Annotated in this window: 22 protein-coding genes; 21 read left to right on the forward strand and 1 reads right to left on the reverse strand. The window is 66.4% G+C overall.

The annotated features are described in order from the left end of the window. Positions 1–351 precede the first annotated feature (351 nt). The 21 genes from ACG873_RS06020 to ACG873_RS06120 all read left to right on the forward strand — a co-directional run bounded on the left by ACG873_RS06020 (position 352) and on the right by ACG873_RS06120 (position 17,433). Positions 352–921 carry a head-tail connector protein gene (locus tag ACG873_RS06020; RefSeq protein ID WP_394890893.1) on the forward strand — a complete coding sequence of 190 codons (570 nt, stop codon included), beginning with the start codon at positions 352–354 and terminating at the stop codon, positions 919–921. A gap of 163 nt (positions 922–1,084) precedes the next feature. Next, positions 1,085–1,420 (forward strand): phage head closure protein, encoded by a 336-nt coding sequence (locus ACG873_RS06025; RefSeq protein ID WP_394890894.1) that lies wholly within the window; start codon positions 1,085–1,087, stop codon positions 1,418–1,420. Further along, positions 1,417–1,596, forward strand: coding sequence for a hypothetical protein (locus ACG873_RS06030; protein WP_394890895.1), 180 nt, complete (start codon positions 1,417–1,419; stop codon positions 1,594–1,596). The genes ACG873_RS06025 and ACG873_RS06030 overlap by 4 nt, the downstream gene beginning before the upstream one ends. Further along, entirely contained in the window at positions 1,577–1,984 is a 408-nt protein-coding gene (locus ACG873_RS06035; protein ID WP_394890896.1) for a DUF3168 domain-containing protein, read from the forward strand. The genes ACG873_RS06030 and ACG873_RS06035 overlap by 20 nt, the downstream gene beginning before the upstream one ends. Before the next feature lie 191 nt (positions 1,985–2,175). Continuing rightward, complete coding sequence (locus ACG873_RS06040) at positions 2,176–2,592, forward strand: phage major tail protein, TP901-1 family (protein WP_394890897.1); 417 nt, start codon at positions 2,176–2,178, stop codon at positions 2,590–2,592. Next, positions 2,589–2,930, forward strand: coding sequence for a gene transfer agent family protein (locus ACG873_RS06045; protein ID WP_394890898.1), 342 nt, complete (start codon positions 2,589–2,591; stop codon positions 2,928–2,930). The genes ACG873_RS06040 and ACG873_RS06045 overlap by 4 nt, the downstream gene beginning before the upstream one ends. Continuing rightward, a complete protein-coding gene (locus ACG873_RS06050; RefSeq protein WP_394890899.1) occupies positions 2,927–3,160 on the forward strand; it encodes a rcc01693 family protein in 234 nt (77 codons plus the stop codon). The genes ACG873_RS06045 and ACG873_RS06050 overlap by 4 nt, the downstream gene beginning before the upstream one ends. Next, positions 3,153–3,722 (forward strand): phage tail tape measure protein, encoded by a 570-nt coding sequence (locus ACG873_RS06055; protein WP_394890900.1) that lies wholly within the window; start codon positions 3,153–3,155, stop codon positions 3,720–3,722. Before ACG873_RS06050 ends, ACG873_RS06055 begins: the two co-directional genes overlap by 8 nt. 322 nt (positions 3,723–4,044) lie before the next feature. Continuing rightward, a complete protein-coding gene (locus ACG873_RS06060) occupies positions 4,045–4,686 on the forward strand; it encodes a TIGR02217 family protein (RefSeq protein WP_394890901.1) in 642 nt (213 codons plus the stop codon). Next, the gene (locus tag ACG873_RS06065; protein WP_394890902.1) at positions 4,683–5,573 is read left to right on the forward strand and encodes a DUF2163 domain-containing protein; all 891 of its coding nucleotides are present in this window, start codon (positions 4,683–4,685) and stop codon (positions 5,571–5,573) included. Before ACG873_RS06060 ends, ACG873_RS06065 begins: the two co-directional genes overlap by 4 nt. Beyond that, on the forward strand, positions 5,570–6,016 hold the full coding sequence (locus ACG873_RS06070) for an NlpC/P60 family protein (protein WP_394890903.1): 447 nt from the start codon (positions 5,570–5,572) through the stop codon (positions 6,014–6,016). The genes ACG873_RS06065 and ACG873_RS06070 overlap by 4 nt, the downstream gene beginning before the upstream one ends. A 25-nt stretch (positions 6,017–6,041) precedes the next feature. Beyond that, positions 6,042–9,932: a baseplate multidomain protein megatron gene (locus tag ACG873_RS06075; RefSeq protein WP_394890904.1), complete on the forward strand. Its 3,891-nt coding sequence runs from the start codon at positions 6,042–6,044 to the stop codon at positions 9,930–9,932. Between the two features lie 38 nt (positions 9,933–9,970). Next, positions 9,971–10,177, forward strand: coding sequence for a hypothetical protein (locus ACG873_RS06080; RefSeq protein ID WP_394890905.1), 207 nt, complete (start codon positions 9,971–9,973; stop codon positions 10,175–10,177). Between the two features lie 134 nt (positions 10,178–10,311). Then, positions 10,312–10,608, forward strand: a complete 297-nt coding sequence (locus ACG873_RS06085) for a hypothetical protein (protein ID WP_394890906.1) — start codon at positions 10,312–10,314, stop codon at positions 10,606–10,608. 83 nt (positions 10,609–10,691) lie between these two features. Then, entirely contained in the window at positions 10,692–11,357 is a 666-nt protein-coding gene (locus ACG873_RS06090; protein ID WP_165031186.1) for a response regulator transcription factor, read from the forward strand. 43 nt (positions 11,358–11,400) lie between these two features. Then, a complete protein-coding gene (locus ACG873_RS06095) occupies positions 11,401–12,768 on the forward strand; it encodes an ATP-binding protein (protein WP_394890907.1) in 1,368 nt (455 codons plus the stop codon). A 90-nt stretch (positions 12,769–12,858) separates the two neighbouring features. After that, entirely contained in the window at positions 12,859–13,317 is a 459-nt protein-coding gene (locus ACG873_RS06100; protein ID WP_394890908.1) for a hypothetical protein, read from the forward strand. A 37-nt stretch (positions 13,318–13,354) separates the two neighbouring features. Continuing rightward, on the forward strand, positions 13,355–14,530 hold the full coding sequence (ccmI, locus tag ACG873_RS06105) for a c-type cytochrome biogenesis protein CcmI (protein WP_394890909.1): 1,176 nt from the start codon (positions 13,355–13,357) through the stop codon (positions 14,528–14,530). A gap of 7 nt (positions 14,531–14,537) precedes the next feature. Beyond that, positions 14,538–14,972, forward strand: coding sequence for a cytochrome c maturation protein CcmE (gene ccmE / locus ACG873_RS06110; protein ID WP_394890910.1), 435 nt, complete (start codon positions 14,538–14,540; stop codon positions 14,970–14,972). 5 nt (positions 14,973–14,977) lie between these two features. Then, positions 14,978–16,972: a heme lyase CcmF/NrfE family subunit gene (locus tag ACG873_RS06115; RefSeq protein ID WP_394890911.1), complete on the forward strand. Its 1,995-nt coding sequence runs from the start codon at positions 14,978–14,980 to the stop codon at positions 16,970–16,972. Next, the gene (locus ACG873_RS06120; RefSeq protein ID WP_394890912.1) at positions 16,969–17,433 is read left to right on the forward strand and encodes a cytochrome c-type biogenesis protein; all 465 of its coding nucleotides are present in this window, start codon (positions 16,969–16,971) and stop codon (positions 17,431–17,433) included. The genes ACG873_RS06115 and ACG873_RS06120 overlap by 4 nt, the downstream gene beginning before the upstream one ends. Before the next feature lie 74 nt (positions 17,434–17,507). On the opposite strand, the gene ACG873_RS06125 is transcribed toward ACG873_RS06120, so the two are convergent. Beyond that, positions 17,508–18,308 carry a class I SAM-dependent methyltransferase gene (locus ACG873_RS06125; RefSeq protein ID WP_394890913.1) on the reverse strand — a complete coding sequence of 267 codons (801 nt, stop codon included), beginning with the start codon at positions 18,306–18,308 and terminating at the stop codon, positions 17,508–17,510. Between the last annotated feature and the right edge of the window lie 64 nt (positions 18,309–18,372).

Consider the following 18,372-nt stretch of genomic DNA (forward strand, 5'->3'; position numbering starts at 1 on the left):
ATTGAGCTGATGCCCGGTCGGGCTATTTACGGCTCGGTCTGCGCCGCCCCTCACCTGCCTGCGGCATCCTCTCCCCGTAAGGACGGGGAGAGGAGATCTGGCCGCGACGCTGGCGACCCCCTCTCCCCGTTCTTCACGGGGAGAGGGTAAGGGTGAGGGGCAGCTCCTACCCTAACGAGTGGTCCCACAAATCTTCCGGCCGGCATGCGGGTACGCACACGCTCCGTCCATGCCGGCCGACGCGGCCCTGGTTCTCTCCCTTAGCCGCATGATCCTGTCCGCAAAGTCTGCAACTTTGCGGGGTCATGCTCTGACCAGGGCCGCTCCCTTTCCCCAATAACGAGGTGACGAATGACGCTTTTGCGAACCGGCGAGCCGCTGGCCGAGCCGGTGACGGTTGCCGAGGTGAAGAGCCATCTGCGCCTGCAGCATGCGAGCGAGGATGATCTCATCGCCGGGCTGATCCGCGCGGCGCGCGAGGAGGTCGAGCGGACGACCGGCATGGCGCTGATCGACCAGACCTGGCGGCTGGTTCTCGACCGCTGGCCGCATGGCGGCCGGGCAGTGCTGACGCGCCATCCGGTGCGGCAAGTGCTTTCGGTGACGGCCTATGGCACAGAGGGTGAGGCGTCGCTGGTCGCCCCGGCCGACTACGAGGTCGATGCGCTGTCGCGGCCGGCCCGCATCCATTTCGAGCGCAGGCCGGAGCCGCTGCGCGCCATGAACGGCATCGAGATCGATTTTTCCGCCGGCTTCGGCGAGGCGGGGACGGACGTGCCCGACTTGTTGCGCCGGGCGATCCTGGTGCTTGCCGCGCACTGGTACGAGTTCCGGTCGAGCTACAGCCCGGCGGACCAGCCGGTTTCCTATCCGCCGAACTACGAGCGGATGATCGCCGGCTATCGCGACCGGAGGCTATAGAGCCTTTCCTGCCTTGATTGAACCCGGTTCTGCCGGGTCAATTCGGGGCCAAATCCTTCGGTCTTCGGTTTGACCGTATCCCCGATACGGCCTGCACCGAAGCCCTCGACCTTGTCCCGAATTGCCTCCGGCAGAACGATTCAATCAAACAGGAAAGACTCTAATGGCGGCATTGTTCATAGACCCCGGCCGCCTGCGCAGCGAATGCGCGCTGGAAGCGTGCGTGCCCGAGACGGACGCGATGGGCGGGCACACGGAAAATTGGGTCGAAGTCGCGACCGTGTTCGCGTTGATCGAGCCGGTTTCGGCGGCAAGCGCCTTCGGCGCCGGCCAGACGCTGGAAACGGTGACGCATCGCTTGACGATCAGGCACCGGAGTGGCGTGGCGAGCGGCATGAGGTTCGGCAGACAGGGCCGGATCTTCGACATCGTGACTGTTCATGATCCGGACGAAACCGCGCGCTATCTCGTCTGCAGGGTGAAGGAGATCGGAGCATGAAGCTCGCCATGAAACTGACGCTGGACGGGCTGGTGCGCGGCCTGCGCTGGAAGGCGCATGCTCTGGCGGAGAACGCGGAACAGCGGTACCGTGGGCCGGCGCGGACGGAGATCGCCAAGGATCGCGCGAGGGCCGCACGGAGCAGGAGGCAGAGCGATGACCGCCCCGGCCGCTGAACTGCAGAAGGCCGTGTTCGAGGCCTTGGCGGCCGATCCGCAGGTCACCGCGCTTCTGGGCACGGGCAAGATCTTCGACCACGCGCCGGCGCACGTGACCTTTCCCTACATTACCTTCGGCCGGACCAGCATTTTCGACTGGAGCACCGGCACCGAAATCGGCACCGAACAGCTTTTCACCCTGCATATCTGGTCGAAGACCAAGGGCAAGAAGGAAACGCTCGCCATCATGGAGGCGGCGCGGGTGCTGCTCGACGACGCTGCGCTCGAACTCGACGAGCATCATCTCGTCAACATGCGCCTGGAATTCGCCGAGGAGCGATACGACGAGGATCTCTCGGTGCATCACGGATTGCTGCGGTTTCGGGCGGTAACGGAACCGGCATGAAGCTCCACCTTCTCCCCTTGTGGGAGAAGGTGGATTGGCGCGAAGCGCCAAGACGGATGAGGGGTGCTGGAAGAAACTCCGCGCTGACACTCCGTCCAACACCCCTCATCCGTCCTCGCTGCGCTCGGCCACCTTCTCCCACAAGGGGAGAAGGGAGGAGTTTCAATTTCCCCTAAACCAAGGAGACCGAAATGGTCGCTCAGAAGGGCAAGGACCTTCTTCTCAAGATCGATGGCGACGGGCTTGGAGCCTTCGTTACCGTCGCCGGGCTGCGCTCGAAGCGGATCGCCTTCAACAGCGAGACGGTCGACATAACCGACGCCGATTCCGCCGGGCGCTGGCGCGAACTTTTGGCCGGAAGCGGCGTACAGCGGGCATCGCTGAGCGGCTCCGGCATCTTCAAGGACGCGCAGTCCGACGCGGCGATACGGGCAAAATTCTTCGCCGGCGAGATCTCCGGCTGGCAGCTTGCAGTGCCGAGCTTCGGCACGGTGGAGGGGCCGTTCCAGATCACCGCGCTTGAATATACCGGCAGCCATGACGGCGAGGTGACGTTCGAGATCGCGCTGGAATCGGCCGGCGCGATCGGCTTCGCGGCCGCGCCATGAACGCCAACCGACGCCGCGGCGAAATCGCCGCCGAACTGGACGGCAAGCCGTTCCGGCTCTGCCTGACGCTGGGCGCGCTGGCCGAACTGGAGGCCGCCTATGCGGCAGCCGACCTCGGCGAACTGGTGGAGCGCTTTTCGCGCGGCCGCCTGTCGGCGACCGATCTGATACGGGTCGTCGGCGCAGGCTTGCGCGGCGCCGGGCACCCGGTTGAGGACGAGGCGGTGCGGACAATGCAGGCGGAGGACGGCGCGGCCGGCTTCGCGCGGATCGTGGCGGAGCTTTTGACCGCAACCTTCGGGGCCGCGCCGAAGGAGGGGCCGCCGCCGGGCCCTTGATCGCCGCAGCCGGCGAGACGAACGAATTTCCCTGGGACCGGATCATGGCCGCGGGGTTCGGCCTGCTGCGGCTATCTCCAAGAACATTCTGGTCGATGACGCCACGCGAACTGGAGCGCGCGATGAGCGTGCTGGCGCCTGCGTCGCGCGCGACGATCGGGAGGCGTGAGCTGTCAGAACTGATGCGAGTGTTCCCAGACAAATACGAAAAGGAGGCGGAGGATGGCTGAAGAGGTCAGGGTCTCGATAGAGGCCGACACCGCGCCATTCATGGCGGCGCTGGAGAATTTGCAGGGGCTTTCCGACCGGTTCGGCTCGCACCTGACCGGAGCGCTGAAGGGCGCGGCCGTCGGCGGGCGGGAACTCGACGACGTGCTGCGCCGGATCGGTCTGAACCTCGCCGGCATGGCGCTGGACCAGGGGCTGAAACCGCTGCAGAATCTGGCCGGCTCGCTGTTTTCGAACCTGCTTGGCGGGCTTTCGGGCGCGCTGCCCTTCGCCAAAGGCGGCGTAGCCGTCGCGCCGTTTGCCAGCGGCGGCGTGGTTTCGGCGCCAACCTATTTTCCGATGGGCCGCGATGTCGGCCTGATGGGCGAGGCGGGGGCCGAAGCGATCCTGCCTTTGCAGCGATCGGCGGACGGGCGGCTGGGTGTCGCGGCTTCCGGCGGCGGCGCGCCGATCAACGTCGTCTTCAACGTCACCGCGCAGGACGCCGCCTCGTTCCGCAAGTCCGAAGCGCAGATCACCGGCATGCTGGCGCGGGCCGTCTCGCGGGGGACCAAGACATTTTAGCGTAGCGGCGTAACCCGGATTTTTGATCAGGCTTTGATATCGCCGATGTCGAGGCATGGATTCCCGACACTCTCCGCTCGTTCCTCGCTCACGAGGTCGGGAATGACGAATTGCATTGACGTGCCGCCAATCTCCACCTCCGGCGATCTGCAGAAGCGCTGACTTTAATGAGTTGCGGAAGCGCGCTCCATGAAGCGTCATTCCCGACCTCGTGAGCGAGGAACGAGCGGAGAGTGTCGGGAATCCATGCCTCGACGGCGGTGAAGCCACAATCGCTCCAGGACATTAACCAGCAACGTCACCACTATCTGAGAGGCCAAAATTGTCCGAACTCGCAAGCTTTCACGATGTGCGGTTTCCGGCCGCGATCTCGTTTGGCGCGACCGGCGGTCCGGAACGGCGCAACGAGATCGTGCAGCTGACCTCCGGCCGCGAAAAGCGCAATGCGCGGTTTGCGCAGTCGCGTCATCATTATGATGCGGGGACCGGCGTCCGGTCGTTGGCCGACCTGCACGATATCCTGGATTTTTTCGAGGCGCGGCGCGGGTCGCTGCATGCGTTCCGGTTCCGCGATCCGTTCGACATGAAATCCTGCCGTCTCGGTGAGACAGCATCGGCGCTTGACCAGGTGCTCGGCACGGGCGACGGAACGGCTACGCGGTTCGCGCTGGTGAAGCGCTATGGCGACGATGACGATGCCTATGCCAGGCGCATATCCAAGCCGGTCTCGGGAAGCCTGAAGGTGGCAGTCGGCGGCGTCGAGGCGATGGATTTTTCCTTCGACGAGGCAACGAGTGAAGTTGTTTTCGCGCCGGCTGCGATACCGGCGGCGGGGCTGGGGGTGACGGCCGGTTACGAATTCGACGTGCCGGTGCGCTTCGATGCCGAGCGGCTGTCGATCAGCCTCACCGCGTTCAAGGCCGGCCAAATCCCGTCCATTCCGCTCGTCGAGGTGCAGCTATGACCGTTTATCCCGAAGCGCTGGCTGAGCATCTCGCCCGCGACGTGACTACCGCTTGCCACTGCTGGCGGCTGACCAGGGCCGACGGCGCGGTTTCGGGCTTCACCGATAACGACCGGCCGCTGACCGTCGACGGAACCACGTTCGAGCCGGAGACCGGCTTCAGCGCCAGCGAGGCGCGCGACACGCTCGGGCTCGCGGTCGATACGGTCGATGTCGAGGGGGTGCTGTCTTCGGCGAGGATCAGCGAGGCGGACATCGCCGCCGGGCTCTATGATGGCGCGACCGTCGAGACGCTGCTGGTCAACTGGCGCGCGCCTCAGGATTTCGCGCGGCTGAGGAAGGCGACGATCGGCAAGATCACCCGCAGCGATGGCCGCTTCGTCGCGGAGCTGGAGAGCCTGGCGCATGCGCTGGACAGGCCGAGCGGGCGGTATATTACGCGCGCCTGCGACGCGGAACTGGGCGACGCACGCTGTGGCGTGCTGCTTGACCATCCCGACTATGCCGGAGCCGGCGCAGTGCTGTCGGTCGAGACAGCCGAGACGGTGGCGGTGTCGGGGCTGGGCGGATTTGCGACCGGCTGGTTCTCGCATGGGACGATAGACTGGACGACGGGCGCGCGGCCCGGGCGCGGCGAGCGCATCGTCGGCCATCGCAAGGATGCGGCTGGCGTTACATTGACGCTGCGGCCCGGCGGAGGGCCGGCGATTGGCGTGGGCGATGCTTTCACGGTCAAGGCCGGGTGCGACAAGACTTTCACCACATGCAAAGCGAAGTTCGCCAATGCGGTGAATTTTCGTGGCTTTCCACATCTGCCCGGCAATGACGCGGCCTACAGCTATGTCGCCGACGGCGGCAAGTTCGATGGCGGCCCGGTGGTGCCATGAGTGACTGGGCGGAAGACTCAGTCGCATCCGCCGTGGTGAGCGAAGCCTTGAGCTGGGTGGGCACGCCCTACCGGCACCAGGGATCGCGCAAGGGCGTCGGCTGCGATTGCCTCGGCCTGCTGCTCGGCGTGTGGCGCGCGCTCTATGGCGCGGAGCCGGAAGCGCCGGGGCCTTACGCGCCGGACTGGGCGGAGGCCGGCGGCGAGGACCGCTTTCTCGACGCGGCGAGGCGGCATTGCGTGGCGAAGCCGCTGGCAGAGCTCCGCGCGGGCGACCTCGTGCTGTTCCGCTGGCGGCCTCATCTGCCGGCCAAGCATGCCGGCATCATGGTCGAACCGGATCGCTTCGTGCATGCCTATCAGGGCAGCGCCGTCGTGGTTTCGGCGCTGGTGCCGCAATGGCGCAGGCGCATTGCCGGCGTGTTTTCCTTTCCCACTATCTGAATCCGATTACGCCGGGAGGCCATGAATGGCGACCATATTGCTGCAGGCCGCGGGCGCGTTTGTCGGCGGCCTGCTTGGCCCCGTCGGCAGCGCGATCGGCGCGGCGGCTGGCGCGCTCGCCGGCTACGCGGTCGACCAGGCGCTGATCAACGGCACGCGGCGCATCGAGGGGCCGCGGCTTTCGGGCGCGCGGCCGTTCACGGCGGAGGAGGGCGCGTCGCTGGCCCGCGTCTACGGCACGGCGCGGATCGGCGGCACGCTGATCTGGGCGACGCGCTTCGAGGAGAGCCGCACGACCAAGCGGCAGGGCGGTAAGGGCGGGCCGCGCGTGACCGAATATTCGTATTTCGCCAATGTGGCCTTCGCGCTGTGCGAGGGCGAGATTTCCGGCATCCGCAGGATGTGGGCCGACGGGCGGGAACTCGACCAGACCGGGCTGGAGATCCGCGTCTATCGCGGCGGCGAGGCGCAGCCCGCCGATCCGCTAGTTGAGGCGAAGCAGGGAGCGGGCAACGCGCCGGCCTATCGCGGCGTCGCCTATGTGGTGTTGGAGCGTTTCGCGCTCGCGCAATACGGCAACCGCATTCCGCAGCTGCAGTTCGAGGTGCTGCGACCGCTTGGCGTGCTGCGTGGGCAAATTCGCGCGATATCGCTGATCCCAGGGGCGACCGAATACGGGCTTTCGCCCGGGCTGGTTACGCGGCAGAAGCGTCCCGGCGAGACGCAGGCGCAGAACCGGCACGTGCTGCACGCCGGGAGCGATCTGGCGGCGTCGCTCGACGAATTGCAGGCGCTGTGCCCCAATCTGGAAAGCGTGGCGCTGGTGGCGACCTGGTTCGGCGACGATCTGCGGGCCGGGCACTGCCGCATCCGGCCGGCCGTGACCAGCGCGGCGGGCGGCGGGCTATCAGCTGCCTGGCAGGTTTCGGGCGTCGGGCGCGAGGCGGCGGCGGTGCTGTCCTCGCATGGCGGCGGCGCGGCCTATGGCGGGACCCCTTCGGACAGGAGCGTCATCGACGCCATCGCCGAGATCAAAGCGCGCGGCCTGAAGGTCACGCTCTACCCGTTCATCATGATGGACGTGCCGGCGGGCAATGGGCTGCCCGACCCATATGGCGGCGCGGAGCAGGCGGCCTATCCCTGGCGCGGGCGCATCACCGCCGATCCGGCGCCGCTAATGCCTGGTAGCGCAGACAAGACGGCTGCGGCGCGGGCGCAAATTTCGGTCTTTTGCGGTGAGGCGCTGGCCGGTGAGTTTTCGCCGGCAGGAGACACCGTCGCATTCTCGGGAGCGGCGGACGATTGGGGATACCGCCGCTTCGTGCTGCATTTCGCGCATATGGCGGCGGCGGCCGGCGGCGTCGACGCTTTCCTGCTCGGCTCGGAACTGCACGGCCTGACCACGCTGCGCGATGAGGAGAACGTATTTCCCTTTGTCGAAGAACTATGCGAATTGGCGGCGGACGTGCGTGCGGTGCTCGGGCCGGAGACGGCGCTGACCTATGGCGCGGACTGGAGCGAATATTTCGGCCACCAACCGGCAGACGGCAGCGGCGACGCCTGGTTCCATCTCGACGCGCTGTGGGCGCATCCGGCGGTGAGCGCCGTCGGCATCGACAATTATATGCCGCTGTCGGACAGGCGCGACGCCGATTATTCGAGCGCCAATCCCGATGGCTTTGCCGGACCCTATGACCCGGACGGGCTAAGGGCAGGGATTGCCGGTGGCGAGGGCTTCGACTGGTATTATGCTTCGCCAGAGGCAAGGCGGGCGCGGGAGCGTTCGCCGATCGGCGACGGCGCCTACGGCAAGCACTGGATCTATCGCTACAAGGATCTGGCCGGCTGGTGGTCGAACCTGCACTACAACCGCGTCGGTGGGGTGGAGGCTGCCGAATCGACGGCCTGGCAGCCGCAGGGAAAGCCGATCTGGTTCACCGAACTCGGCTGTCCCGCGGCCGACAAGGGGCCGAACCAGCCCAATGTCTTTCCCGACGCGAAATCGGCGGAGAACGCGATTCCGTATTTTTCCAGCGGCGGCCGGTCGGACCTGGCGCAGCAGCGCTTTCTCGAAGCGCATGCGGCTTATTGGAACCCGGCAGAACCGAATTTTGACGAGACGCAAAACCCGCTCTCGCCGGTCTATGGCGGCCGCATGGTGGATATCGAACGCGTCTATGTCTGGGCGTGGGACGCGCGGCCTTTTCCTGCTTTTCCAGCCCGCGGCGACCGCTGGACCGATGGGTCCAACTGGCATTGCGGCCACTGGCTGAACGGCCGGCTCGGCAACCCGGATGCGGGCGCGCTGATCAACGCGATACTCGCCGACCACGGCCTGCCGCCAGCGGATGTTGTCCATGCCGACGGCACGCTGCACGGCTATGTCATCGCCGACCCCACATCGGCGCGGGCGGCGCTGGAGCCGATCGTCGAGCTGTTCGACCTGGCGGTGTGCGAGGAGGCCGATGGCCTCGCTTTCAGGCGCAGGGGCGCTCAAAATACGCCGCCGGCCGAGATTTCCGAACTCGTCTCGGACGGCGGCAATCCGGTCATCGAGACGATAAGATCGCCGGATCACCAGCTTCCGGTGGAACTGGTGCTGGCCTTCCGCGAGCCCTTCGCCGAATACCAGACGGTGGCAGTGAGGAATGTCCGCTTCGGCGCCGATGGCAGCCGGCAGCGGACGATCGATTTTCCGGGCGTTATGGAGACGGGGCAGGGTCGCGCGCTGCTCGACGATCTGATGCGGCGCATCTGGGCCGAACGCGAGCAGGTGACTTTCGCGATCGCTGAGCACCGCGCCGACATCCGGCCCGGCGCGGTTCTGCGCCTTCCGGCCGTGGATTTCGATTTCATCATCACCGAGATCGAGGACGGGCTGGTCAGGAGGATTACCGCGCGGCAGATTGCGCGGACGCCGCCGTCGCCATGGCTTCCCTCCGGCTTCGGCCCGGCCGCGGCGCAGGAGGCGCTTGCCGGCAAGCCGCACGCGCTGTTCCTCGATTTGCCCTCATCCGGCGCCAATGCGCCGCAGGATCAGTTCCGCGTCGCGGTCTGGCAGAAGCCGTGGCGAAGCCAGGTCGTGCTGGCGTCGCCGGAGGATACCGGCTTCGGCTTCCGGACGGTGGTCGACAAGCCTGCGGATCTCGGGCTGCTGGTCGAGCCGCTGCCCGCCGGCTTCGAGGGGCGGATCGACCGCGCGACAACGATCACGGTCGAGCTGTTCGATGCCGAGGCGGCGAGCGTCAGCCGCCTGCAATTTTTGAACGGCGCCAGTGCCGCCGCCATACGCTCGGCGATCGGCGTGTGGGAGGTCGTTCAGTTCCAGAGCGCCGAGGAGATCGAGCGCGGCGTGTGGCGCTTGAGCGACCTGCTACGCGGCCAGCTCGGAACTTCGGACGCAATGGCGGCCGGCACCCCCGCGGGCGCGGATTTCGTCCTGCTTGACGACGCCGTTCAGCCGGCGGGACTGCGCGCCAGCGAAGCCGGCCTTCTGCTCAACTGGCGGGTCGGACCTTCCGACACGGACATTTCCAGCGAGAATTTCTTCGCCCACGCCGGAATTGGCGGCCTCAGGGCGCGCCTGCCGCTGTCGCCGGTCCATCTTCGCTGCCGGGTGAACGCCGGCGGCGCGGAAATATCATGGATCAGGCGCGGCCGGATCGACGCCGACGATTGGGGCCAAAGCGAAATCCCGCTTGGCGAGGAGCGGGAGGAATATCAAATCGAGATCGCCGCAGCCGGCGGGCCGGTCGTGCGCACCTCCTTGTCGCCGCAACAATACTGGCAATACGCCTCGGCAGACATTGCCGTCGATTTCGGCGGCTTGCCGGCGGAAATCGATGTCACCGTCAGGCAGTTCAGCGCCGCCGCCGGCTTCGGACTGCCGGCAACGCGCCGTTTCACCCTTTCATGATCAGACCTTTCAATTCGCCTCAACAACAGGAGCATTTCATGACTGCAAGCAAACCCTGGTATCTGTCACGCACCATCTGGGCGTCGCTGGTGACCATCCTCACCGCTTCGATGGGGCTGATTGGCCTGCCGGGTGGTGCCATAGACGGCGCGGCGCTGACCGACGCGGTGCTGCAGACAGTGACCGCGATGGCGGGCCTTATCGCGTTATTCGGCCGGTTATCGGCGAGGGACAGGATCGGGTGAGGGGTTCTCCTGTGGGGATCTAAGTTCTTTTTGGTCGAACGGCGACCCTGCCCTCACGCACTCCTTGACCCCACCACCCCGCCCTGTTTGACTGTTCATTCCACGTTCAGCACTCCCGGGTTACAACCGGCGCCATGAAAACGCTACGTTCCATACGCCGGTCCGCAACGCTCGCGCTCTGCGCGGCGCTGACGGTCTCGCAGGCTCCGGCAGCGCCTCTGGCGGTCCAGGAGCAGGTAGAGCCGGTGATCGTCGCCCAGGCCGATTGCTACTCGATCGGCCAGCAGGTTGCCGCGCAAAGCGGAGGCACGCTGGCGCGGGCGAGCTCGTCGACCCAGGGCGGCCGGCCGGTCTGCGTCATCGTTGTGCTCGTGCCGGGCAAGGAAGGGCAGCGCCCGCGGCGGCGGGAGATCGTTGTACCGGCGGGCTGACCTCCTGAAGGCCCCCCGCTGTTTCCCCGATGCGAAAAGCCTCCTATACCTGACGCTCCTTCAGTCAACAGGCACATGATTCCATGCGGATACTCGTCGTCGAGGATGACAAGGACCTGAACCGGCAACTTACCGAAGCGCTGGCGGACGCCGGCTACGTCGTCGACAAGGCCTTTGACGGCGAGGAGGGGCACTTCCTTGGCGACACCGAGCCCTATGACGCCGTCGTTCTCGACATCGGCCTGCCGCAGATGGACGGCATCAGCGTGGTCGAGCGCTGGCGCCGCGCCGGCCGCAAGATGCCGGTGCTGATCCTGACGGCGCGCGACCGCTGGAGCGACAAGGTTTCGGGCATCGACGCCGGCGCCGACGACTACGTGACCAAGCCTTTCCATATCGAGGAAGTGCTGGCGAGGGTGAGGGCGCTGATCCGCCGCGCCGCCGGCCATGCTTCGTCGGAACTGTCCTGCGGGCCGCTGCGGCTCGACACCAAGGCTTCGAAGGCCGACGTCAACGGCGTGCCGCTGAAACTCACCTCACACGAATTCCGGCTGCTCGCCTATCTGATGCATCACATGGGCGAGGTGGTGTCCCGCACCGAACTGGTCGAGCATCTCTACGACCAGGACTTCGATCGCGATTCCAACACGATCGAGGTTTTCGTCGGCCGCCTGCGCCGCAAGATGGGCATCGACATGATCGAAACGGTGCGGGGCATGGGCTACCGCATGCGCGAGCCGGAGGCGTGACGCGGAGGCGTTCCAGCAAAGATCCAGCCGGCGGAAACGGCCGATGACCTTCGTGCCGCGCTCGCTGACCTTCCGGGTCATCGCTTTTTCGACCGTATGGGCGATCCTGGCCCTGGTCGTGATCTACACGGTCATCGCGACGCTTTACCGCCAGACCAGCGAGCGCGGCTTCGACAGCCTGCTTTCAGCGCATCTCTTCAATCTGATCGGGTCCGTCGGCGTTTCGGCCGCCGGCGAACTGACCGGCGGCCCCAATCTGGGCGACCTGCGCTTTTCGCAGCCGAATTCGGGCTGGTACTGGGCGGTCGAGCCGGTCGCGCGCGGCCTGACGGGCGAGCTTCGCTCTCCATCGATGACAGAGGCCATTCCCTCGCCGAGCGCGGCAGAGGCGCCCTTCAACATCAATTTCCAGCGCAATTACGCGATGGAGGGCATAGACGGGGAAGAACTGGAGGTTCTCGAAAGCGAGTTCGTGCTCGATGCGCAAAATCGCGTCGGCCGGTTCAGGGTGATGGGCAATCGCAGCGAACTGGAAGACGAGATCGGCATCTTCGAGTGGCGCCTGTTCACCTACCTGTCGCTGTTCGGCATCGGCATGATTGCCATCAATGCCGCCGCCATCCTGCTCGGTCTGCGGCCGCTCAGCAGGGTGCGCGCCTCGCTCGCCCTTGTCCGGCAGGGAGCGGCGCAGCGGCTGGACGGGCGTTTTCCCGCCGAGATCGAGCCGCTGGTGAACGAGACCAACGCGCTGATCGAGAACAACCGGCGCATCGTCGAGCGTTCGCGCACGCAGGTCGGCAATCTCGCGCATTCGCTGAAGACGCCGCTGGCGGTGCTCCTGAACGAAGGCCGCGCCCTCGGAGGCGACAAGGGCAGGCTGATCGTGGACCAGGCGGCGTCGATGCAGAGCCAGGTCGATCATTATCTGCGGCGCGCCCGCGTCGCAGCCCAGCGCGACAGCGTCGTCTACCGCACCCCGGTCGCGCCCCTCGTGAGGCGCCTGGTGCGGGTCATGGAGAAGCTCAATCCGGGAACGCAGGTGTCGCTCCGCCTGCCGCCGGCCGACATCGTCTTTGCCGGCGAACGCGAAGACCTTGAAGAAATCGTCGGCAACCTGCTCGAGAATGCGATGAAATGGGCGCGCGGCATGGTGACGGTAAGCCTTGCGCCGGCTGCCGACGCGCAGGGCCGGTTCGCGATCACGATCGACGACGATGGGCCGGGCATACCGGAGGAGAAGGCGCGCGAGGCGCTGAAGCGCGGCAGGCGCCTCGACGAAACCAAGCCGGGAACCGGACTGGGACTGGCGATCGTCGCCGACCTCGTCAACGAGTATAATGGCGGGCTGGAACTGGAACGTTCGGCGCTGGGCGGATTGAAAGCGGTTGTCCAGCTTCGCAGCGTTCAGTAGAAGCTTTGTGTCGTCCGTTCGGCCAAATTTCGGCCAAACATCGAAACTATCGCAGCGCCGCGACTGGCGGCAATTTATCGGTGAATCAGCATGAACATTCGCGCGGCGTTGGTTGCCGGACTGCTCGCCATATCCGGCTGCACGACGACGGGTCTGGGCAACACCAAGGTTGGCTCAGCCGCGGGCGCGCTTGCCGGCAGGATCACCGGTGACGATGGCGGCAGCGGCAAGGTGGCGGCCGCGATCATCGCAGAGATGAACGGCGGCCTTGTCGGCGGTCAGATCGGCGCCGGGATGGATGAGCGCGACCGGCGCATTGCGCTCGAAGCCGAATACCGCGCCCTCGAACACACACAAAGCGGCCAGCCGGTGACCTGGAAAAGCGACCGGTCGGGCCTGTATGGCACGGTGGTCGCGGCGCAGCCCTATCGCGTCGGCTCGCAGGACTGCCGCCAGTACAGCCACACTGTGTTCGCGTCGGGCCAGTCGCGCAATGCGCGCGGCACCGCCTGCCGCAATGCCGACGGAAGCTGGACGCCGCTGACGTAGGACAGGCCATAGACCGTCAATCAGCCGCAGGCCCGCAATGTTGGCAGGCGGGCCGGCGCTGGCTATTGAGATGGACATGCTGTTCTGGATCGTTGCCGCATTGATGACGCTGGGCGCCAGCCTGGCGGTCCTGCTGCCGCTGGCGAGCCGGCGGCCGCGGAACGATGCTGCCAATGCGCATGATCTCGAGGTTTACCGGGACCAGCTTGGCGAGATCGACCGCGACGCCGCACGCGGTCTGATCGGCGACGCTGAGGCCGAGCAAGCCCGCGCCGAGATCGCGCGTCGCATTCTGCGCCTGGATGCCGGCGGCAATTCTCCTGCTGCTCCGCGCTTCGCCGGGGCGGGACGCGTGATCGGCGCCGCCGCCGTCCTGGCCGTCCCGCTGGTAAGCTGGGGCCTCTATGTCGCGCTCGGGTCGCCCGGACTTCCTTCCCAGCCGCTGGCGCAAAGACTGGCGCAGAATCCGGCCGAAAGCTCGGTCGAGGAACTCGTGGCGCGCGCCGAGGCACATCTTGCCGCCAATCCGTCCGATGGGCGCGGCTGGGACGTGCTGGCGCCGATCTATCTGCGCACCGGCCGCTCCGCCGAGGCGGTGACCGCGTATCGCAACGCGATCCGCCTGGAAGGAGCAACCGCCGACAGGCAAGCCGGTCTCGGCGAGGCGATCGCCAGCGCAGGCGGCGGCATTGTGACGGCCGACGCGCGGGCGGCTTTCGAACAGGCGCTGCAATTGGAGAGCGGCCATTCCAAAGCGCTCTACTATCTGGCGGTCGCGCTCGCCCAGGAGGGCCGGACCGCCGAAGCGGTTTCGGCCTGGCGGGCCATGTCCGAAAGCCTTCCGGAGGGTTCGCCCTGGCGCCAGGCGGCCGGGGAGGCGATCGCCGCGGCCGAGAGCCGCGCGGCAGGCGATGACGCGAAGCCGGCTGCCGGTCCGAGCCGGGAGGAGATGGATGCAGCGGCGGAGATGCCGGCTGGCGACCGGACCGCGATGATCGAAAACATGGTTGCCGGTCTTGACCAGAGGCTGCGGCAAAATCCAGACGACCCGGAAGGTTGGTCGCGGCTGGTGCGTTCCTATATGGTGCTCGGCAAGCCCGCCGAGGCAAAGGATGCGCTCGATCGTGGCTTGAAGGCGTTGGGCCCAACCACGGATAAGGGCAAAAAATTCGCCGAATTTGCCGCCACGCTCGGCGTGGCGGCAACGGAGTAGCGATGCGATGACGCGAAAGCAGAAACGATTGTCCGTGATCGCCGGCGCGCTTGCCTTCCTCGGCGCGGCAACGGCGCTGACATTCTATGCGCTCGGCCAGAAGGCGTCGTTCTTCTACATGCCGGCCGAACTGCAGGCGGCGACGCTCGAGCCCGGCCAGCGCATCAGGTTGGGCGGCCTGGTCGAAAAGGGCACGATCGTGCGTGGCCAGGGCACAAAGGTCGCCTTCTCTGTGACGGACATGGAAGGCTCGGTGCCCGTGACCTATGTCGGCATTCTGCCGGACCTGTTTCGCGAGGAGCAGGGCGTCATCGCCGAAGGCAGCTTCGGGCCGGACGGCGTCTTCGTCGCCGACTCGGTGCTGGCCAAGCACGACGAGACCTACATGCCCAAGGAGGTCGCCGACAGCCTGAAAGCCAAGGGCGTCTGGCAGGAGAATTGAGCGGCATGGTCGAAACCGGACATTTCGCGCTCGTTCTCGCCTTCGCCATGGCGTTGGTGCAGTCGGTCGTGCCGCTGTTTGGCGCGCGCACCGGCAACGAGCGAATGATGGCGGTCGGCGGGCCGGTCGCGATCGCCGGCTTCGCGCTGACGGCGCTGTCCTTCGCGGCACTGACCGCGGCCTATGTGCAATCCGATTTCTCGGTCGCCAACGTCTGGGAAAACTCGCATTCGCTGAAGCCGCTGCTCTACAAATTCACCGGAACCTGGGGCAACCACGAAGGCTCGATGCTGCTCTGGGTGTTGATCCTGACGCTTTTCGGGGCGCTTGTGGCGGTGTTCGGCTCGAACCTGCCCGCACCGCTGCGCGCCAATGTGCTGGCCGTGCAGGGCTGGATCGGCGCGGCGTTCCTCCTTTTCATCCTGGCGACGTCGAACCCGTTCGCGCGGCTGGTCCCGGCGCCGATCGAGGGACGCGACCTCAACCCCATCCTGCAGGACATCGGCCTCGCGGTGCATCCGCCGATGCTCTATCTCGGCTATGTCGGCTTTTCGGTCTGTTTTTCGTTCGCCGTGGCCGCTCTGATCGAAGGCAGGATCGATGCCGCGTGGGCGCGCTGGGTGCGGCCATGGACGCTCGCCGCATGGATGTTCCTGACCGGCGGCATCGCCATGGGCTCGTACTGGGCCTATTACGAGCTCGGCTGGGGCGGCTTCTGGTTCTGGGATCCTGTCGAGAACGCCTCGTTCATGCCCTGGCTGGCCGGCACTGCGCTCCTTCATTCCGCGATCGTCATGGAAAAGCGCTCGGCCCTCAAGATCTGGACGCTGCTGCTCGCCATCCTGACGTTTTCGCTGTCGCTGCTCGGCACCTTCCTTGTCCGCTCCGGCGTGCTGACCTCGGTGCACGCCTTCGCCACAGACCCGAGCCGCGGCGTCTTCATTCTCTGCATCCTGACGCTGTTCATCGGCGGCTCGCTGGCGCTTTTCGCCTTGCGTGCGGGAAGCCTGACGGCCGGCGGCGTGTTCCATCCGGTCTCGCGCGAGGGCGCGCTGGTCCTCAACAATTTGTTCCTGACCACCGCCACGGCCACCGTGCTGGTCGGCACTTTGTATCCGCTGGTCGTGGAGGCGGTGACCGGCGACAAGATCTCGGTCGGCGCGCCGTTCTTCAACTTGACCTTCGGACCGCTGATGGTCCCGCTGCTGGCAATCGTGCCGTTCGGCCCGGTGCTGGCATGGAAGCGCGGCGACCTCTACGGCGCGGCGCAGCGGCTGATGGCGGCGTTCGCCGGCGCGCTTCTGGCGGTGTTGGCGGTCATGATGTTCGTCGACGGCGCTTCGGTGTTCGCGGCGCTGGGCACGGGGCTGGCCGTGTGGCTGATCCTCGGGGCGCTGACCGACATAGCGTTGAAGTCGGGCTTCGGCAGCGTTTCGGGCGGCATCATGCTGCGGCGCTTCGCCGGCCTGCCGCGATCGGTTTTCGGGACGGCGCTGGCGCATCTCGGCGTCGGGCTGACGACCCTCGGGCTTGTCGGCGTCCTGTCCTTCGAGCAGGAAAAAATCCTCACAATGCGCCCCGGCGAGACCATGGAAATCGCTGGCTACACGCTGCGCTTCGATGGCCTGACCCCGGCGCGCGGGCCGAACTACACGGAAGATCGCGGCCGGTTCGAGCTGATCGGCGCGGACGGCGCGGCGCAGCGCGAACTGGTCTCGTCGAAGCGCTTCTACACCGCGCGCGGGATGCCGACGACCGAAGCCGGCATCAGGACTATGGGGTTCAGCCAGCTCTACGTTTCGCTCGGCGACGAGACCGCCGATGGCGGCGTGGTCGTCAGGGTCTGGTGGAAGCCGCTGGTGACGCTGATCTGGATCGGCGGGCTGGTGATGATGGCGGCCGGCGCCGTCTCGCTCATGGACCGGCGGCTCCGCGTCGGCGCTCCGTCGCGGCGGGCGCGCGCGGCCTCGCAAAACCCGGCTCCGGACATGCCGGCATGAAACGGGTGGTTGCCGGCTTCTGTGTGGTTTGCGCGCTGCTTCTGGCGGGCCCGGCCGCTTCGGTCCAGCCCGACGAGGTTCTGCAGGACGCGGCGCTTGAAAGCCGTGCGCGAAATCTGTCGGCGCAATTGCGCTGCATGGTCTGCCAGAACCAGTCGATCGACGAATCCGACGCCGAACTCGCGCGCGACCTGCGGGTTCTGGTGCGCGACCGGCTGAAGGCGGGGGACAGCGACGAGGAAGTCATCGACTACGTGGTTTCCCGCTATGGCGAGTTCGTGCTGCTGAAACCCCGCTTCAGCCTGCAAAACGCGCTGCTGTGGGGAACGCCGCTCATCCTGCTCATCGGTGGCGCAGTCTTTGCGTTGATCTCCGTCCGGTCCCGGAGACGAACAGAGACCAAACTGTCGGAAGAGGAAGAGGCGGCGCTGCGCCGTATCCTGGCAGAGACCAGGAAATAGCAGCGCGTTGCGGCCGGGGCGAACTGTTCAGGCGCCAGGATCTTGGAAAGTTTTACGCCCCGTCGGCTATCGGATCAGGGAGCTATGCCCCGGCAGGCCCAGGCGACGTTCGCGAAGGACCTCGGGCCGTCGGGCCGTCCGGCCTCGTAGGCGTCGCGCACGGCGGCGTCAGTACGCGCCCGCTCCGCGGCATCCAGCGTGGCCACATACTTGCCGAGCGGCCCTTCGCCCGCGGCAATCGGCGTCCAGTAGTCGTCGAAGTTTTGATAGTCCATGCGGATCATCAGCTGGGTTTCCTCGACGTCCACCAGCCCCTGCTCGACAAAGCTCCGTTTCATTTCACCCGGCTGCATCATCGGCTGGAAGCAATAGCGGGCGCGCAACTGGCGCCCGCTTTCGCTGAGTGCCGCCACCGTGTCGACCATCATGCGCATGCCGGGCATGCCGCCGAGATGGTCCCACACGGCCGCCGCGACCACGCCGCCCGGCCGCACGACGCGGCGCATCTCGGCCACTGCCTTGCCGGTTTCGGGCACGAAATGGAGCACGAGCAGCGCCAGGGCGCGATCGAACGTGCCGCCCTCGAAAGGCAAGGCGCAGGCATCCGCCTGCCGGATCTTTATGCGGGGGTCCATATTGCGCCGGATCGCCTCCGCGACAAAGACGGGCGAGTAGTCGATCGCGGCGATCTCGCCAAAATCGGCAGCCTTGGCGAGCGCGAAGGTCAAGCTGCCAGTGCCGCAGCCAACGTCGAGAATCCTTTCGCCATCCGTAACTCCCGCGAAGTCGATGAACAGGGGCGCGAGTTTTTGGCTCCAGCGGCCCATGAGCTGCTCATAGCCGGTCGCATCGTTGACATTGAAGCTTGAGGTCATCGAAGTCTCCCATACCCATGGCGTATGCTAGGCCTCGACAGGGCGGTTGCCAAGGAGCGGGAGC

Origin of the sequence: Allomesorhizobium aridi (assembly GCF_043769475.1) — a bacterium.
Taxonomy (GTDB): Bacteria; Pseudomonadota; Alphaproteobacteria; order Rhizobiales; family Rhizobiaceae; genus Allomesorhizobium.

Excerpts from the sequence above, each read along its gene's own strand:
- ccmI (WP_394890909.1), top strand. The coding sequence starts at position 13,355 with ATGTTGGCAGGCGGGCCGGCGCTGGCTATTGAGATGGACATGCTGTTC.
- ACG873_RS06045 (WP_394890898.1), top strand. The coding sequence starts at position 2,589 with ATGAACGCCAACCGACGCCGCGGCGAAATCGCCGCCGAACTGGACGGC.
- ACG873_RS06030 (WP_394890895.1), top strand. The coding sequence starts at position 1,417 with ATGAAGCTCGCCATGAAACTGACGCTGGACGGGCTGGTGCGCGGCCTG.
- ACG873_RS06095 (WP_394890907.1), top strand. The coding sequence starts at position 11,401 with ATGACCTTCGTGCCGCGCTCGCTGACCTTCCGGGTCATCGCTTTTTCG.
- ACG873_RS06070 (WP_394890903.1), top strand. The coding sequence starts at position 5,570 with ATGAGTGACTGGGCGGAAGACTCAGTCGCATCCGCCGTGGTGAGCGAA.
- ACG873_RS06020 (WP_394890893.1), top strand. The coding sequence starts at position 352 with ATGACGCTTTTGCGAACCGGCGAGCCGCTGGCCGAGCCGGTGACGGTT.
- ACG873_RS06120 (WP_394890912.1), top strand. The coding sequence starts at position 16,969 with ATGAAACGGGTGGTTGCCGGCTTCTGTGTGGTTTGCGCGCTGCTTCTG.
- ccmE (WP_394890910.1), top strand. The coding sequence starts at position 14,538 with ATGACGCGAAAGCAGAAACGATTGTCCGTGATCGCCGGCGCGCTTGCC.
- ACG873_RS06025 (WP_394890894.1), top strand. The coding sequence starts at position 1,085 with ATGGCGGCATTGTTCATAGACCCCGGCCGCCTGCGCAGCGAATGCGCG.
- ACG873_RS06115 (WP_394890911.1), top strand. The coding sequence starts at position 14,978 with ATGGTCGAAACCGGACATTTCGCGCTCGTTCTCGCCTTCGCCATGGCG.
- ACG873_RS06125 (WP_394890913.1), bottom strand. The coding sequence starts at position 18,308 with ATGACCTCAAGCTTCAATGTCAACGATGCGACCGGCTATGAGCAGCTC.
- ACG873_RS06035 (WP_394890896.1), top strand. The coding sequence starts at position 1,577 with ATGACCGCCCCGGCCGCTGAACTGCAGAAGGCCGTGTTCGAGGCCTTG.
- ACG873_RS06040 (WP_394890897.1), top strand. The coding sequence starts at position 2,176 with ATGGTCGCTCAGAAGGGCAAGGACCTTCTTCTCAAGATCGATGGCGAC.
- ACG873_RS06065 (WP_394890902.1), top strand. The coding sequence starts at position 4,683 with ATGACCGTTTATCCCGAAGCGCTGGCTGAGCATCTCGCCCGCGACGTG.
- ACG873_RS06085 (WP_394890906.1), top strand. The coding sequence starts at position 10,312 with ATGAAAACGCTACGTTCCATACGCCGGTCCGCAACGCTCGCGCTCTGC.
- ACG873_RS06100 (WP_394890908.1), top strand. The coding sequence starts at position 12,859 with ATGAACATTCGCGCGGCGTTGGTTGCCGGACTGCTCGCCATATCCGGC.
- ACG873_RS06090 (WP_165031186.1), top strand. The coding sequence starts at position 10,692 with ATGCGGATACTCGTCGTCGAGGATGACAAGGACCTGAACCGGCAACTT.
- ACG873_RS06080 (WP_394890905.1), top strand. The coding sequence starts at position 9,971 with ATGACTGCAAGCAAACCCTGGTATCTGTCACGCACCATCTGGGCGTCG.
- ACG873_RS06055 (WP_394890900.1), top strand. The coding sequence starts at position 3,153 with ATGGCTGAAGAGGTCAGGGTCTCGATAGAGGCCGACACCGCGCCATTC.
- ACG873_RS06075 (WP_394890904.1), top strand. The coding sequence starts at position 6,042 with ATGGCGACCATATTGCTGCAGGCCGCGGGCGCGTTTGTCGGCGGCCTG.